Below are 14,896 nucleotides of genomic sequence, written 5' to 3' on the forward strand. Positions count from 1 at the left end.
ATGTGGATCACCAAAATCAGCATCGGCCACCCGGTGTTTGCCACCATGGTCATGGTGGCGTTGATGGTGCTGGGCCTGTTCTCGTACCGCGAGCTGGGCATGGAAGCGATGCCCAACGTCGAAATTCCCGGCGCCATGATCGAAGTGAACTACCCCGGCGCCTCGCCCGAGGCGGTCGAGAACGACATCACCCGGCCCATCGAAGAGTCGGTCAACACCGTCAGCGGCATCAAGACCTTGCGTGCCAACTCGTGGGAAGGGCGCGGCGCCGTGTACGTGGAGTTCGAACTGTCCACCAATATGGACAAGGCCATGCAGGACATCCGCGACAAGGTGGCCATGGTGCGCCCGCGCTTCCCGCGCGAGGCGAAAGATCCGTTCATCGTCCGCTTCGAGGGTGAAAACAGCCGGCCGGTGGCGCAGATCGGCCTCACCGCCAGCGCCCACAGCCTGCGCGATCTGTCGACCATGGCCGACCAGATCATCGGCAAGCGCTTCCAGGGCGTGGCCGGCGTGGGCCAGGTGCGGCTCAACGGCATGGCCGCGCGCCAGATCCTGGTCAACCTGCGCCCGGCCGACATGACCGCGCAGGCGGTCGGCGTCGATGAAGTGATCAATGCAATCACCGCCACCAACGCCAACCTGCCGGCCGGCTCGATCAGCCTGGGCGCCGACGAGCGCCTGGTGCGGGTGGAAGGCAAGATGAAGCAGGCGCGCGACTTCAACAAGATCATCGTGGCGCGCCGCGCCAACGGCCCCGTGTACCTGGAGCAGGTGGCCACCGTGGTCGATGGCGCCCAGGAAGAAATGTCGATCTCGCGCCTGAACGGCCAGCGCGCCGTCATCCTCGACATCACCAAGGTGCAGGACGCCAACGTGGTGGAAGTGGGCCAGCGCATTCAAAAAGTGGCGTTTGAGTTGCGCCAGACGCTCCCAAGCGACATCACCCTCACCATCCTCAACGACGAATCGGTGAAGGTGCAGGCCCAGCTCGACAACGTCAAGCGCACCATCGTCGAAGGCGCGGTATTGACCATGGTGATCGTGTTCTTCTTCCTGCACTCGTGGCGCTCGACCATCATCACCGGGCTGACCCTGCCGATCTCGGTGCTGGCCAGCTTCATCGCCATGAAGTTCTTCGGCTTCACGCTCAACATGCTCACGCTGATGGCGCTGTCGCTGTGCATTGGCCTCTTGATCGACGACGCCATCGTGGTGCGCGAGAACATCGTGCGCCACCTCGGCATGGGCAAGAACCATCACAAGGCAGCGGCGGACGGCACCAACGAGATCGGCCTGGCCGTCATGGCCACCACGTTTGCCATCGTGGCCGTGTTCATCCCGGTGGCATTCATGCAGGGCATTATCGGCCGCTTCTTCCTGCAGTTCGGCATCACGGTGGCAGTGGCCGTGCTGGTGTCGCTGTTCGTCAGCTTTACGCTGGACCCGATGCTCTCGTCGGTGTGGCCCGACCCGGTCAAGGACCGCTTCAAATATGCGCCGTGGCTCGGCCGCCTGATGCACTGGCTCGAGGGCGGCGTCGATAAGCTGCACGTGGTGTATGGCAAGGTGCTGGCGGCTGCGCTGCGCTGGCGCAAGCTCACGCTGGCGTCCGCCGTAGCGCTGTTTGCCGGCAGCCTGCTGCTGGTGCCAATGATCGGCGGCGAGATGATGCCGGAGCAGGACAACGGCTGGGTCAACCTGCAGATGAAAACGCCGGTCGGCTCCAGCCTGCAATACACGGACAACAAGGTGCAGCAGGTGGAAGCGGCCCTGAAGGCGTTTCCGGAAATTGCCAGCGTGACCGCCGTGGTGGGCACGCAGGACGGCCGCAACACGGCGCAGATCGACATGAAGCTGCTCGACCGTGCGCACCACCAGCGGCCGTCGCAAAAGGAGATGGAACGCCGCATCCGCGAGCGGTTAAGTAAAATCGCCGGCATTACCATGTCGGTGGGCTGGAAGCCGATCTTCATCGCCATCCTCGGCACCGACGAGGCCAAGCTCGACAAGGTGGCCCACCAGTTGATGGACAAGATGCGCGCCATCCGTGGCGTGGTGGACCTCGAGTACAGCCAGGAAGGCGCCAACCCGTCCACCAACATCAAGATCAACAACGAGCTGGCCAGCGACCTCGGTTTGACCGTGCAGCAGATCGGCATGGCGCTGCGCCCGTTCGTCGCCGGCGACACCACCAGCCACTTCCTCGCTGCCGACGGCCAGAACTACGAAGTCAACGTGCAGTTGCCCAAATCGGGCCGGCAGACCGTGGCCGACCTGGCCGACCTGTCGCTGGCGTCGAGCAAATTAGGGCCCGACGGCGCACCGCTGATGGTGCCGCTGCGCCAGGTGGTGGACTTTGTGCCGGCGTTCAGCCCGCAGGTACTCAAGCGCCAGGCGCTACAACGCCGCGTGGCGATTTACGCCAACACCCAGGGCCGCCCCGGCGGCGACATCGACAGCGATATCAAGCAGGCCATCGACAGCATCGTATTGCCCGACGGCGTGCGCTTCGACGTCGGCGGCAATGCCCAGGAAATGCAGGAGAGTATGACCTCGGCCATGGTGGCGCTGGGGATTGCCGTGATCTTCATCTACCTGGTGCTGGCGTCGCAGTTCGGCAGTTTCCTGCAACCGGTGGCCATCATGATGTCGCTGCCGCTCTCGCTGATCGGCGTGCTGGTGGCGCTGCTGGTCACGGGCAGCACGCTCAACATCTTCTCGGTGATCGGTTTCATCATGCTGATGGGCCTGGTGACCAAGAACGCGATCTTGCTGGTGGACTTTACCAACCAGGCGCAACAGGAAGGCATGGGGCAATTCGAGGCCATCATGCGCGCCGGCCAGGTAAGGCTGCGGCCGATCGTGATGACAACTTTGGCGATGGTGTTTGGCATGTTGCCGATGGCAATTGGCATGGGGGAAGGCGGCGAAACGCAGGCGCCGATGGGACGCGCCGTGATCGGCGGGGTGATCACGTCCACCATCCTGACCCTGGTGGTGGTACCGGTGGCATACACCTACCTCGATCACCTGGGCAAGCGCTGCGTGCGGTACTTCAAGCGGCGCCAGCACGCGGATGCGCCGGCGCCCGCATTGCAGGCGGTGGAGTGAATTAAAACTATTCTTTGGGCGCCGGGTCGGCAGGCTCGGCGCCCGCTTCGTCTGCATCGCCGCCTTCGGCGCCTTCGCTACCCTCTTCCTGGCCCGAATTTTTCAGCTCGGCCTTGCGGCGCGCCTTCTCGTCAGCCTTCTTCTTCTTTTCCAGTTCTCGCTGACGTTTTTCGTACGAATAGTTTGTCTTTGCCATTTGCTACCTCTTCTAGTGAGTCATCTGACCACATTATGACGCACTTGAGCCAAACGCAAGTAATTCAGCCGCGAGGATGATGCGCCGCATGCAGCAACTTCAGTCGCTCACGGGCTACATGGGTGTAAATCTGTGTGGTGGAAATGTCTGAATGGCCGAGCAACAGCTGCACCACGCGCAAGTCGGCGCCGTGGTTGAGCAAGTGGGTGGCAAACGCATGGCGCAAGGTGTGCGGCGACAGCGGCACGGTAATCCCGGCCTTGAGCGCGTGTTTTTTGATTAATACCCAGAACATCTGGCGCGTCATGGCGCCGCCGCGCCCGGTGACAAACAGCGCGTCATCGACCTGGCCGTTGAGAATGATGCCACGCGCGTCCTTCACATACCGCTCGATCCACACGCGCGCCTGCTGGCCGAACGGCACCAGCCGCGTCTTGGCGCCTTTACCGGTAATGCGCAGCGCACCGTCGTTCATGCTCAGTTCGAGCATTTTCAGCTCGACCAGCTCGGACACCCGCAAGCCGCTCGCATACATCAACTCCAGCATGGTGCGGTCGCGCAGGCCCAGCGGCGTGTTCAAGTCGGGCGCGCCCAGCAGCGCCTCCACTTGAATTTCGCTCAAGGTGTGGACGAAGCGCTGCGGCTGTTTGGCGGACGCGAGCTTGAGGCTGGGATCGTCCGTCAAGCGGCGCCGCTGCACCAGCATCTGGTAAAACCGCTTGATCACCGACAGCCGGCGGTTGGACGACGTCGCCTTGCCGCTGTCGGCATGGCGCGCCGCCAGGTACGCTTCGATATCGTGCCCGGCCACGGCCAGCAGGCTGGCCTCGCCCAGGTGGGGCCGCTGCGATTGCAGCCAGGTGGCAAACAGGCGCATGTCGCGCCGGTAGGCATCGAGCGTGTTCTTCGACAAGCCGTCTTCGAGCCACAAGCTGTCGCAGAACTCGTCGATCAGATCAGGGTTGTTTGTTGCCATGCGTATTCGCTCGATCCTTCGTGCGCCAGCAGCCAGCGCTTGATGCCCAGCAGGTAGCCGTTGGGGTCGTCGCTATTGGAAAAGCCGCCCAGGCCGCCGGCAGCGGTCACCCGGTGGCACGGAATTACCACCGGAAACCAGTTGGCGCCGCAGGCCTGGCCCACCGCGCGCGGCGCGGAGCCGACGTGCCTGGCCAGCTCGCCGTACGTGCGCATGCTGCCGGCCGGAATCGAGCTGATGGCGTCCCACACCTTGCGCTGGAAGTCGGTGCCGGCCGGGCGCAGCGGCAGGTCGAAGACAAAGGACGGGTCGGCGCAGTAGCGCTGCAATTGCTCGGCGGCCAGGCGGGCGGGCGCGTCGGTAGGTGCCTTTGCCTCGACATGGGGCGGCAAATAGCACAGCTCGGTAATCTGCCCCGCCACGGTGCGAATGCCCAGTTTGCCAAATGGCAGGGCCAGCACAGCCGAAAAATTTTCATACACTTGTGGTATTTTCGTCACAATTTTTCTATCCAAATGCACCAAAAAGGGTCGCGTTCTGTTGTGCCGATGCACCAAGATGTTGCGCATTTACTACACGAAAGGGAGAGGCGACTACCTCCCGGGCGCGGTTTTCGTCGGCGCCACCCGGCATTGTACGGGGCCTGGGCAAAAAAAACGGACAAAAAAAAGCGCACCCTTAGGTGCGCTTTCAAATCCTGCTTCACGTTCCCGGCCATTTACCTGCCTGTGTATCTGCCCGGGCAACTACCCTAACGCACGCTTGTGGCGGCTTGCAGAGGCTAAGCAACGGCATTCTGTAAAACGTGTGTCTCCTCAATCTATCGCCGGTTTTTGATCACCGATTCTATCTTCACTCCCCACTGACTATTCGGGGCTCTGGTTCAAGGTTCGCATTTACTTATGCGTTAATCCCTGAGAGCGAAGCAATCATAACGTATCTTTATCTCCGCAATACAGTTTTTTTATGACAACCTTGAACCGATACTTTAAGAGTAAATTAAATTTTCTGAAGAGTGACTAATTTTATGGTATGGGTTTGATACAGCGCAAAAGTCCAAGTTTTTTGACTTGTGCGCAATAATCTGGCGCTTACTTCGCTGCCTGATTGTTCATCGACGCAATCAGGTCCTTGCCGATCCGGCTTTCCATGGCGCGCTGCACCGGCACCATGGCCGCACGCCATTCGGCCTGTTCCTGGGGCGTGAGCGTGATCACCTGGGTCTTGCCGGTCTTGCGGATCGCTTCCAGGGCGGCGTCGTTGTCGCGCTGGGCAATGGCTTTCTCGTAGGCGGTCGCTTCCTGCATGGCCTTGTCGAGCGCGCGGCGGATCTCGGTGGGCAGGCCATCCCAGAACTTCTTGTTGACGATCACCGCGTAGCCCAGGTAACCGTGGTTGGACACGGTCACGTACTTCTGCATCTCGTGCATCTTCTGGGTATACATATTGGACGGCGTATTCTCGGTGCCCTCCACCACGCCGCTCTGCAGCGCCTGGTACACGTCCGAAAATGCCAGCACCTGCGGGTTGGCGCCCAGCGCGCGCATCTGGGCGTCGAGCACTTTCGACGACTGTATGCGCATGCGCAAATCCTTGAAGTCCGCCGGTTTGCGCAGCGGCTTGTTGGCCGACATGACCTTGAAGCCGTTGTCCCAGAACGCCAGCCCGGTGATGCCCTTCGATTCGAGCTTTTTCAGCAGGCTGCGGCCGATCGGCCCTTCGGTCACGCTGTTGAGCATGGCCTTGGACGGGAAGATGTACGGCAAATCGAAGGCCTCGAACTCCTTCACGCCCAGCGGGCCGAACTTGGCCAGCGACGGCGCCAGCATTTGCACGGCGCCCAGCTGCAAGGCTTCCAGCTCTTCTTTATCCTTGTAAAGCTGGCTGTTCGGATACACTTCGACCTTGACCCGGCCCTTGGTAGCTTGCTCGGCCAGCAATTTGAAGCGTTCCGCCGCCTGCCCCTTGGGCGTGTCGCGCGCGACGACGTGGCTGAACTTGATGACGATCGGTGCCTGGGCATAGGCATGTCCGCTCAACGCTGCGCTGAAAGCAACAGCGACAACGGCGGCGGCCAGGGCGAGGCGCAGTTTCATGGAGTCTCCGGAATTTAAAGATACACTTGTGCCGGTAGTTTGACCGATTCTCCCGGACAAAGCCAATATTTGCCATTTTATACAGACCGTCCACCACCGCATGAACCAGCCGCTTTCTTCTCCTTTTGCCGTGCCCCGTCCGCAACGGAGCACGGCGCTGCGCTGGTTGCTGCCGATCCTGCTGGTGCTGTTCTTCCTGGCGATCCTGATCTGGCTGCCATGGCAGGCGCGCCAGATGGAGAGCAACGAGCGCCAGGAGCAGCTGATTGCCGACACCCTGTGGGTGGAGCAGACCATCCGCTTCCAGATGGCGCGCGACGAGGAAAGCCTGCGCCAGCTGGCGCAGGAGATCAATAGCGGCCGCCTGCAGCACGACCAGCTGCACGACCGCATGGCGCGCATCCTCAAGAACGGCAATGAACTGCTGCGCGTGTTCTGGCTGCGGCCCGACGGCCACCTGGTGGCCACCAGCGATACGCAACCGACTGCCGTGCCACTCTCGCCAGCCTCGCAGGCGACCATGGAACTGACGCGCAAGACCCGCAGCGCCATGTACACCCAGCCCGAGGCCCGGCCGGGCGATCCCACTGCCGACCCCACCGAAGTGCTGATGGACTACCACGTGCCGCTCTATCGCGGCGGCGAGTACCTGGGCGACTTGGTGGCCACGTACCGCACCAGCGCCCTGCTCGACGAAATGGTGCCGTGGTGGTTCGCCCAGGACAACCAGGTCACGCTGGTGGACCGCGACGACAAGGTACTGGCGCGCCGCGCCGCCGCTGGCCCCGGCCACGGCGTGTACACCCACAAGCGCGCGCTCGACCTGCCCGGCGCCTCGGTGCGGCTCGTAACCGACAGCGTCAAGAGCGCCCCCAAGCTGTTGCCCAATTTGCTGGTCGGCTCGGTGATCGTGCTCTCGCTCGGACTGTTATGGAGCCTGGTGGCGCTGTGGGGCCATATCTCGAAACGGCTGGCGGCCGAGGGCGCGCTGCGCCAGCAGGTGTCGTTCCGCACCGCGATGGAAAACTCCCTGGTCACGGGACTGCGCGCGCGCGACCTCGAAGGACGCATCACGTATGTCAATCCGGCGTTTTGCGAAATCGTCGGCTACCCGCCCGAAGACATCGTGGGCAAGCTGCCGCCGATGCCCTACTGGGCGCCGGAGGCGATGGAGGAATACCAGAGCCGCTTCGCGTCGGTCCTGGCGGGCAAGGCCACGCCGCAGTTCGAGACCATCTTCCAGCGCCCCGACGGTTCGCGCGTGCCGGTGCTGGTATTCGAGGCGCCGCTGGTGGACAACATCGGCAAGCAGACCGGCTGGATGGGTTCCATCCTCGATATCTCGGACCGCAAGCGGGTGGAAGAACTCAACCGCCAGCAGGAAGAAAAGCTGCAATCGAGCGCGCGCCTGGCCACCATGGGCGAACTGGCCTCGATGCTGGCGCACGAACTCAATCAGCCGCTGGCCGCCATTTCCAGCTACACCACCGGCGCCCTGAATGTGCTGGGGCGCGCCGCCGACCAGGGCACGCCGGTCGATGGCGGACTATTAAAACCTGCGCTGGAACAGGCCAGCGCCCAGGCCCAGCGCGCCGGCCAGATCATCCGCAGCGTGCACGGTTTCGTCAAAAAACGCGAACCGCAGCGCCAGGCCGTGGCCCTGCCCGCGCTGCTCGACGGCATCCGCACCCTGATCGAGTTGCAGGCGCGCCAGCGCTACGTGACGTTCCAGACCGAACTGCCACCAGGCCTGCCGCTGGTACTGGCCGACCACGTGATGATCGAGCAGGTGCTGCTCAACCTTACCCGCAACGCCATCGACGCCATGCAGAACGTGGCGCCACACCAGCGCCTGCTCAACGTGGTGGCGTCTTACGACGCGCCAGCGAACCAGGTGAGCGTGGCCGTGATCGACCGCGGGCACGGCATTTCCGACGAAGTGGCGCAGCGTTTGTTCTCGCCCTTCTTCTCCACCAAGTCCGAAGGCATGGGCATGGGGCTCAACATCTGCCGCACTGCGATAGAATTCCATGGCGGCTCGCTCACTTACAGCGCCAATCCGCAGGGCGGAACCATATTTACATTCGTATTGCCGGCAGCACCGGCGGTGGCGACAGAGGAGACTTGAACACATGCTGCATATCGTCGATGACGAAGCGGTCGTACGCGACGCGCTGACCTGGCTGGCCACTTCGCGCGGGATCGCCGCACGCGCCTACGAGGGCGCCCTGCAATTCCTGCAACAGGTCGACAGCGGCGATTTCGATCCCGGCGGCGACTGCGTGCTGCTCGACGTGCGCATGCCCGACATGAACGGCGTGGCCGTGTTCGACCACCTGGCCGCGCGCCACCTCACCGCGCGCATGCCGGTGATCTTCCTCACCGGTCACGGCGACGTGCCGATGGCGGTGGACACCCTGAAACGCGGCGCCTTCGATTTTTTCGAGAAGCCGTTCAACGACAACCAGTTGATGGACCGGGTGCAGGAAGGCCTGGCCGGCTCGCGCCAGGCGGGAGAGATGGCGGCGATCCACGCGCGCCTGGCCACCTTGTCGGTGCGCGAACGCGAGGTGCTGGACCTGATCTTGGCCGGCAAGATGAACAAGGTGGTGGCCGATGAACTGGGCATCAGCATGCGCACGGTGGAAGTGCACCGCGCGCATATCTTCGACAAGATGCAGGTCAAGACCGCCGTGGAGCTGGCGGGCTTGCTGAAATAGCCTGCTGTATCAGGCGGCCTTCTGCCTGGCCACCCATTCATCCACCGCCTGCTCCAGCACCGACAACGGCACGTTGCCCAGGTCGAGCACCGTGTTATGGAATCCCTTGATCGAGAACTTGTCACCCAGCGCCGCCTGCGCCTTGGCGCGCAGGTCGAGGATGCGCAGCATGCCGATCTTGTACGCGCATGCCTGGCCCGGCATCACCACGTAGCGCTCCACTTCCGCTGCCGGAATACCGTAGTCGATGCCTTGCTGGCGCGTCCACTTCATCGCGTGCAGGCCGGTATCGACCACCAGCCGGCGGGCGCGGAACAGTTCCGCGTCGAGCTGGCCCAGGCGGCCGACCGTATCGCCCTCGTACCAGTTGTTTTCCGCTGCCAGCTGCTCGGCGTACAGCGCCCAGCCTTCCGTGAAGGCCGATCCCGTGTTGAACACGCGGTCCTGGCGGTAACGCGGCAGGCTGGTATTTTCCTGCTGCAGCGCGATCTGGAAGTGGTGGCCCGGCACCGCCTCGTGATAGACCAGCGTGCGCATGCCGACGATGCGGAAGTCGGGACCCGGCAGCGGCGCCCAGAAGATGCCCGGCAAGGTGCCGTCGCGCGCCGGACCGCTGTAGTGGGCGGCAGCAGTCTTCTCGGTAAACGGCGGCTCGCGGCGCACTTCCACCGGCGCCTTCGGTACGTGGTCGAACAGCGTTTTGGCGCGCACTTCGGCGTCGCGCATGTAGGCCGTGTAGCGTTCCAATAGTGCAGGACGCGGGTCGGCTTGAGGATCGACCTTGGGCTGCGAATCCTTTTCCAGCTTGGCCATGCGCTCCTTGATCGAGCCCTCCTTGTAACCGATCGACACCAGGAGGCCGTCCATTTCCTTCTCGATGCGCGCCACTTCGCGCAGGCCGATGTCGTGCACCTGCTGCGGCGTGTAGTCCGAGGACGTCATCTGGCGCAGCGCCACCGCGTAGGCCTTGTCGCCGTCGGGCAGGCGCCAGAGACCGGCATCGTCGGTGGTGCGCGGCAGCTGCTCGCGCAGCAGCGCGCGCGTGCGCTCGAATGCCGGCAACACCGATTTGGCCACAATGGCCTGCGCCTCGGCCGCGAATTTGGCCTGCTGCGCGGGCGTGACATCCTTGACCTTTTCCATGCGCTGCGCAAAGGTGGTGACGAACACGTTCTTGTCGGCGCCGCCGTCGAGAAAGCGATCGAGCTGGCCGATGGCGGAATGGGTGATAAAAGTGGGCATCAGGAAGCCGCGGCCGGCGGCGTCGCGCGCGCGGGCGATGCCGGTATCGACCTTGCCAGGCACCGCCTTCAACCGCGCCAGGTAGTTCTCGATATCGCGGCGGTTGCGGATCGGATGCGCTTGCGTGAGGAAATTCACCAGCTGCACGTGCAGACCGGTGAACTGGTTGAACACGAAACGGTGGTCCTCGAATTGGGCGCCGTCGATGGTACCTTGCAGATTCCAGGCGATGGTGGCCATGCCGGCGCGTTCCTGCGGCGTCAGGGCCTTCTGGTCCATCGCGTTCAATTTCGCCAGCGTGGCCTTGGCACTGGCCACTTCAGCCGCGCGGTAGGCGACAGTGTTCGGTGTGAGCAGGCCGTCGAGCTTGTCCTGCTCGGCGCCCTTGAAGTACTGGATGCGCGTGGCTTGCTCGGGGTCCTTGCGCACCTTGTCGCTGGCGACCTGGTTGGCCCAGTCGTCGAATTTGGCGGCGGAGGCTGCGGGAGCGGCGAGGGTAAACGCTGCGGCAACGTACAGCGCTAACAGTGGAGGGGAAGTTTGCATCGGCACGGCCCTTATGTGGAGGAAAACCGTCCGAGTGTAGCCGAGTCAGGCGTGACAGGCCAGCGCCCATTGCACGTGTTCGCGCACCAGCGGCGACGGGTCGTCGCAGCGCGCCTGCAGCGCCGCGACAATCGCTGGATCGCCTTTGGCGCCTGCCGCCGCCGCGTTACCGAGGCCCACGGCCAGGTTGCGCAGCCAGCGCTCGTGGCCGATGCGGCGGATCGGACTGCCTTCCATCTTGCGGTTGAATTCCTCGGCGCTCCAGCCGAACAATTCGATCATCGACGCATCACCGAGGCCGTGGCGCTGGTCGAAGTCGGGCAACACCGCGCGCTCGGCAAACTTGTTCCATGGGCAGGCGGTCTGGCAGTCGTCGCAGCCGTACACGCGGTTGCCGATCAGCGGGCGCAGCTCGAGCGGTATGGCGTTTTTCAGTTCGATGGTCAGGTACGAAATGCAGCGCCGCGCATCGAGCCGGCCCGGTCCCAGGATCGCCTGGGTGGGACAGGTGGTGATGCAAGCGCTGCACTGGCCGCAGTGGCCGCTGGTGGGGGCGTCCACCGGCAATGGCAGATCGACCAGGAATTCGCCCATGAAGAACATCGAGCCAGCCGTGCGGCTCAGGAGCAGCGTGTGCTTGCCGCGCCAGCCCAGGCCGGCCTTTTCCGCCAGCGGCAATTCCATCAATGGCGCCGAATCGGTAAACACCCGGTAGCCGAAATCGCCAATCTCGGCTTTCACTTTATCGGCCAGTTGCTGCAGCCGGGCGCGCAGCACCTTGTGATAGTCGCGGCCGCGCGCATACACGGAGATCACGGCCGCGCCGGGGTCGGCCAGGCGGCGCGCCTCGCGCTCGCGCCAGTCGTTTTCCGTGTCCCTCGGCAGGTAGTTCATGCGGGCGCTGATCACCCGTACCGTGCCCGGCACCAGTTCGGCCGGGCGCGCGCGCAGCATGCCGTGGGTGGCCATGTAGTCCATTTCGCCGTGCATGCCGGCGTCGAGCCAGGCTTGCAGGCCGGCCTCCGCGTGGGACAGGTCGATGTCGGTGATGCGGATCTCGGCAAAGCCCAGCTCCACACCCCAGCGCTTGATGCTCAGGGCCAGTTGCGCTAAATTGGATTCGGACAGGGACATCGGCGTGGAAGATAGAAGCGCTGGCGGTTACAATGGCTGGCGATTTTGCCTGCCATAACATCACATTTTATTCGATGCCGGAGATTGAAGCCCATATGAACGCCCAACACGCCCATTTCAAAGCCCATCTCGCCGAGGAAGCAGCCACGCTGGCCCTCGGCGCGTCGCTGGCGCGGGCGTTGGCGCCTGGCCTGACGATCTACCTGCACGGCGACCTGGGCGCCGGCAAAACGGCGCTCACCCGTGCGCTGCTGCACGCGGCCGGCCACGTGGGCACGGTCAAGAGCCCCACGTACACCTTGTCGGAACCGTACCAGGTGCAGCTGGACGGACGCGCCGTGGCCGTGATCCATTTCGACCTGTACCGCATGGGCAGCGCCGAGGAATTTCTCGACGCGGGCTTCCGCGAAGATTTTAATGGTGACAACATCTGCATCGTCGAATGGCCGGAAAAGGCCGAAGGCGTGCTGCCGCCTGCCGATATCGACCTGTATCTGACCGTGGCAGGCGTGGGCCGTGATGTAGAATTGCAGGCGTCTACCGCCCTGGGTACCTCATGCCTTCAACGCCTCAAATTCGCCGCCCAGCTGTGAGCGATCCACTCGCCCCCGTGGTCCGCAACCGCCGCACGGTCCTCAAGGCCGGCGCCACCCTGCTGCTGTCGGTGTTTGCGCCGCTGCCCGCGTTTGCCGCGCAAATCCTCGCCGTGCGCGTGTGGCCGGCCGACGACTACACCCGCGTCACGCTGGAAAACGACGCCGAACTCAAGACCACCCACTTCATGGTCAAGGATCCCGAGCGCATGGTGGTCGATATCGAGGGGCTGGAGCTGAACCCCACCCTGAAGGGCCTGGTGGCCAAGATCCAGTCCAACGACCCGTACATCAAGCAGGTGCGCGTGGGCCAGAACCGGCCCAACGTGGTGCGCCTGGTGTTCGACCTCAAGGAAGAAATCAAGCCGCAGGTGTTTACGCTGGCGCCGGCCGGCGCGTACAAGCACCGCCTGATTTTCGATTTGTACCCGGTCAAGGAAGCGGACCCGATTGCCGCCATGATCGAGGAAGGCAACTGGACCACCGGCGAGAAGGCCGCCCCGCCCGCCGGCGCAGCGCAACCGGCGCAGCCACCGATCGCGGTCCAGCCCACGCCGCAGGACCAGTTGCAGGCGCTCAAGCCCGACATCAAGGCCGAACCGCGCGCCGAACTGCGCGAGCAGGTCAAGACTGCCGAAGCACAAACCCGTCCGCCGGCCAAGGGCGGCAAGGCCGACAAGCTGGAGCGCATCATCACCATCGCGCTCGATCCGGGCCATGGCGGCGAAGACCCCGGCGCGTCCGGGCGCAACGGCAGCCGCGAGAAGGACATCGTGCTGGCGATCGCCAAGCGCCTCAAGGGCAAGCTCGAAGCCATCCCGAATATCCGCGTGATGCTCACCCGCGACGGCGATTATTTTGTCCCGCTGGGCAAGCGCGTGGAAAAGGCGCGCAAGGTGCAGGCCGACCTGTTCGTCTCGATCCATGCCGACGCCTTCGTGCAGCCCACCGCGCGCGGCTCGTCGGTGTTCGCGCTGTCGGAAAAAGGCGCCAGCTCGTCGGCGGCGCGCTGGCTGGCAGACAAGGAAAACGAGGCCGATACCATCGGCGGCGTCAACGTGCGCTCGCACGACAGGCAACTGGCCAGCGTGCTGCTCGACCTGTCCACCACGGCGCAGATCAACGACAGCCTCAAGCTGGGCAAGTCGGTGCTGGCCGAAATCGGCGGCATCAACCGCCTGCACAAGGGCTCGGTCGAGCAGGCCGGCTTCGCGGTATTGAAGGCGCCCGACATTCCATCGATCCTGATCGAGACCGCCTTCATCTCCAACCCGGAAGAAGAAGCCAAGCTGCGCGACGAGAATTACCAGAACCAGATGGCCGACGCCATCGTCAAAGGCATCCGTACCTACTTTGCCCGCAACCCGCCGCTCGCCCGCAACAGATTAACCTGAACTATCACACGGAAACCACATGGCTGTCACGATGACGCAATTTGGCGCACTGCCCGCAGTGCAATTCACCGCGCCGGACGGCGCCCAGGCCACGGTCGCGCTGTTCGGCGCCCACCTGCTGTCGTGGAGAACCGGCGACGGCGTGGAACGCCTGTTCGTCAGCAGCCAGACCCCGCTCGACGGCAGCAAGGCCATCCGGGGCGGCGTGCCGGTCATCTTCCCGCAGTTTAATGTGCGCGGTCCCGGCCTGCGCCACGGCTTTGCCCGCGTGTCCACCTGGCGCCTGGCCGACAGCGGCGGCGACAACGGCAGCTCGTTCGTGGAACTGGTACTGGACCAAAGCGACCTGGCGCCGGAACATGCGCAGGCGTGGCCGCACGCGTTCGCGCTGACCCTGCGTTTCACCCTGCATGGCAACGCGCTCGAAGCCGATTTCAAAGTGCGCAACACGGGCGCGGCGCCATTCCCGTTCGGCGTGGCGCTGCACACCTATTACGACGTGGGCCAGTTGAACGCCACGACCATCAGCGGCCTGCAGCACCAACGATACACCGACCACGAACTCAATACCCGCACCCAGGACTACCCGGCGCTGCATTTCAACGAAAAGCACGACCGCCTGTACCAGTCCACGCCCACGCTGATGCTCAATACGGCCAGCACCACGTTCAACCTGTCGCAGCAGGGCTTTACGGAATGGGTGGTATGGAACCCGGGCCAGGCTGACGCCGCCGCGCTGGTCGATCTGGCCGACGACGAATATTTGCGCTTCGTGTGCATCGAACCGGCACGCGTGGACCAGCAGCCGCTGGCCGCCGGCGCCGAGTGGAACGGTCGCCACCGCATCGGCGTATAGATATTCAAAGCGCCTGACAAAGCCTCCAG

At 63.8% G+C, this 14,896-nt stretch carries 12 protein-coding genes; 6 read left to right on the forward strand and 6 right to left on the reverse strand.

The features are described from left to right. Positions 1 to 3,114 carry an efflux RND transporter permease subunit gene (locus ASF04_RS11780; RefSeq protein ID WP_056141475.1) on the forward strand — a complete coding sequence of 1,038 codons (3,114 nt, stop codon included), beginning with the start codon at positions 1 to 3 and terminating at the stop codon, positions 3,112 to 3,114. 7 nt (positions 3,115 to 3,121) lie between these two features. On the opposite strand, the gene ASF04_RS11785 is transcribed toward ASF04_RS11780, so the two are convergent. From ASF04_RS11785 to ASF04_RS11800, 4 genes are all read right to left on the reverse strand, one after another. Continuing rightward, complete coding sequence (locus ASF04_RS11785) at positions 3,122 to 3,310, reverse strand: hypothetical protein (protein ID WP_056141477.1); 189 nt, start codon at positions 3,308 to 3,310, stop codon at positions 3,122 to 3,124. A gap of 64 nt (positions 3,311 to 3,374) precedes the next feature. Next, positions 3,375 to 4,286: a site-specific tyrosine recombinase XerD gene (gene xerD, locus ASF04_RS11790; protein ID WP_056141479.1), complete on the reverse strand. Its 912-nt coding sequence runs from the start codon at positions 4,284 to 4,286 to the stop codon at positions 3,375 to 3,377. Beyond that, positions 4,262 to 4,768: a methylated-DNA--[protein]-cysteine S-methyltransferase gene (locus ASF04_RS11795; RefSeq protein ID WP_056141480.1), complete on the reverse strand. Its 507-nt coding sequence runs from the start codon at positions 4,766 to 4,768 to the stop codon at positions 4,262 to 4,264. The genes xerD and ASF04_RS11795 overlap by 25 nt, the downstream gene beginning before the upstream one ends. 609 nt (positions 4,769 to 5,377) lie before the next feature. Next, positions 5,378 to 6,382, reverse strand: coding sequence for a TRAP transporter substrate-binding protein (locus ASF04_RS11800; RefSeq protein WP_056141482.1), 1,005 nt, complete (start codon positions 6,380 to 6,382; stop codon positions 5,378 to 5,380). Positions 6,383 to 6,482: 100 nt separating this feature from the next. Between ASF04_RS11800 and ASF04_RS11805 the strand changes: the two genes are divergently transcribed. Together ASF04_RS11805 and ASF04_RS11810 are read left to right on the forward strand one after the other, a co-directional pair. Further along, positions 6,483 to 8,510 (forward strand): PAS domain-containing sensor histidine kinase, encoded by a 2,028-nt coding sequence (locus tag ASF04_RS11805; protein WP_056141484.1) that lies wholly within the window; start codon positions 6,483 to 6,485, stop codon positions 8,508 to 8,510. 4 nt (positions 8,511 to 8,514) lie between these two features. After that, positions 8,515 to 9,102 carry a response regulator transcription factor gene (locus tag ASF04_RS11810; protein ID WP_056141486.1) on the forward strand — a complete coding sequence of 196 codons (588 nt, stop codon included), beginning with the start codon at positions 8,515 to 8,517 and terminating at the stop codon, positions 9,100 to 9,102. Between the two features lie 9 nt (positions 9,103 to 9,111). Here ASF04_RS11810 and ASF04_RS11815 read toward each other — a convergent pair whose 3' ends face one another. Then, entirely contained in the window at positions 9,112 to 10,890 is a 1,779-nt protein-coding gene (locus ASF04_RS11815) for a DUF885 family protein (protein WP_056141489.1), read from the reverse strand. Positions 10,891 to 10,935: 45 nt separating this feature from the next. Next, on the reverse strand, positions 10,936 to 12,024 hold the full coding sequence (gene queG, locus ASF04_RS11820; protein WP_056141492.1) for a tRNA epoxyqueuosine(34) reductase QueG: 1,089 nt from the start codon (positions 12,022 to 12,024) through the stop codon (positions 10,936 to 10,938). Between the two features lie 95 nt (positions 12,025 to 12,119). On the opposite strand from queG, the gene tsaE reads away from it, so the two are divergent. The 3 genes from tsaE to ASF04_RS11835 are packed head-to-tail and all read left to right on the forward strand — an operon-like array spanning position 12,120 to position 14,867. Continuing rightward, positions 12,120 to 12,617: a tRNA (adenosine(37)-N6)-threonylcarbamoyltransferase complex ATPase subunit type 1 TsaE gene (tsaE, locus tag ASF04_RS11825; RefSeq protein ID WP_026637791.1), complete on the forward strand. Its 498-nt coding sequence runs from the start codon at positions 12,120 to 12,122 to the stop codon at positions 12,615 to 12,617. After that, positions 12,581 to 14,011, forward strand: a complete 1,431-nt coding sequence (locus tag ASF04_RS11830; protein WP_082488708.1) for an N-acetylmuramoyl-L-alanine amidase — start codon at positions 12,581 to 12,583, stop codon at positions 14,009 to 14,011. Before tsaE ends, ASF04_RS11830 begins: the two co-directional genes overlap by 37 nt. Positions 14,012 to 14,030: 19 nt before the next feature. After that, positions 14,031 to 14,867 carry a D-hexose-6-phosphate mutarotase gene (locus ASF04_RS11835; protein WP_056141495.1) on the forward strand — a complete coding sequence of 279 codons (837 nt, stop codon included), beginning with the start codon at positions 14,031 to 14,033 and terminating at the stop codon, positions 14,865 to 14,867. Positions 14,868 to 14,896: the final 29 nt, after the last annotated feature.

Source organism: Duganella sp. Leaf61, assembly GCF_001421905.1.
Lineage (GTDB): Bacteria > Pseudomonadota > Gammaproteobacteria > Burkholderiales > Burkholderiaceae_D > Rugamonas > Rugamonas zoogloeoides.

Excerpts from the sequence above, each read along its gene's own strand:
- ASF04_RS11780 (WP_056141475.1), top strand. The coding sequence starts at position 1 with ATGTGGATCACCAAAATCAGCATCGGCCACCCGGTGTTTGCCACCATG.
- ASF04_RS11785 (WP_056141477.1), bottom strand. The coding sequence starts at position 3,310 with ATGGCAAAGACAAACTATTCGTACGAAAAACGTCAGCGAGAACTGGAA.
- xerD (WP_056141479.1), bottom strand. The coding sequence starts at position 4,286 with ATGGCAACAAACAACCCTGATCTGATCGACGAGTTCTGCGACAGCTTG.
- ASF04_RS11800 (WP_056141482.1), bottom strand. The coding sequence starts at position 6,382 with ATGAAACTGCGCCTCGCCCTGGCCGCCGCCGTTGTCGCTGTTGCTTTC.
- ASF04_RS11805 (WP_056141484.1), top strand. The coding sequence starts at position 6,483 with ATGAACCAGCCGCTTTCTTCTCCTTTTGCCGTGCCCCGTCCGCAACGG.
- ASF04_RS11810 (WP_056141486.1), top strand. The coding sequence starts at position 8,515 with ATGCTGCATATCGTCGATGACGAAGCGGTCGTACGCGACGCGCTGACC.
- ASF04_RS11815 (WP_056141489.1), bottom strand. The coding sequence starts at position 10,890 with ATGCAAACTTCCCCTCCACTGTTAGCGCTGTACGTTGCCGCAGCGTTT.
- queG (WP_056141492.1), bottom strand. The coding sequence starts at position 12,024 with ATGTCCCTGTCCGAATCCAATTTAGCGCAACTGGCCCTGAGCATCAAG.
- tsaE (WP_026637791.1), top strand. The coding sequence starts at position 12,120 with ATGAACGCCCAACACGCCCATTTCAAAGCCCATCTCGCCGAGGAAGCA.
- ASF04_RS11830 (WP_082488708.1), top strand. The coding sequence starts at position 12,581 with ATGCCTTCAACGCCTCAAATTCGCCGCCCAGCTGTGAGCGATCCACTC.
- ASF04_RS11835 (WP_056141495.1), top strand. The coding sequence starts at position 14,031 with ATGGCTGTCACGATGACGCAATTTGGCGCACTGCCCGCAGTGCAATTC.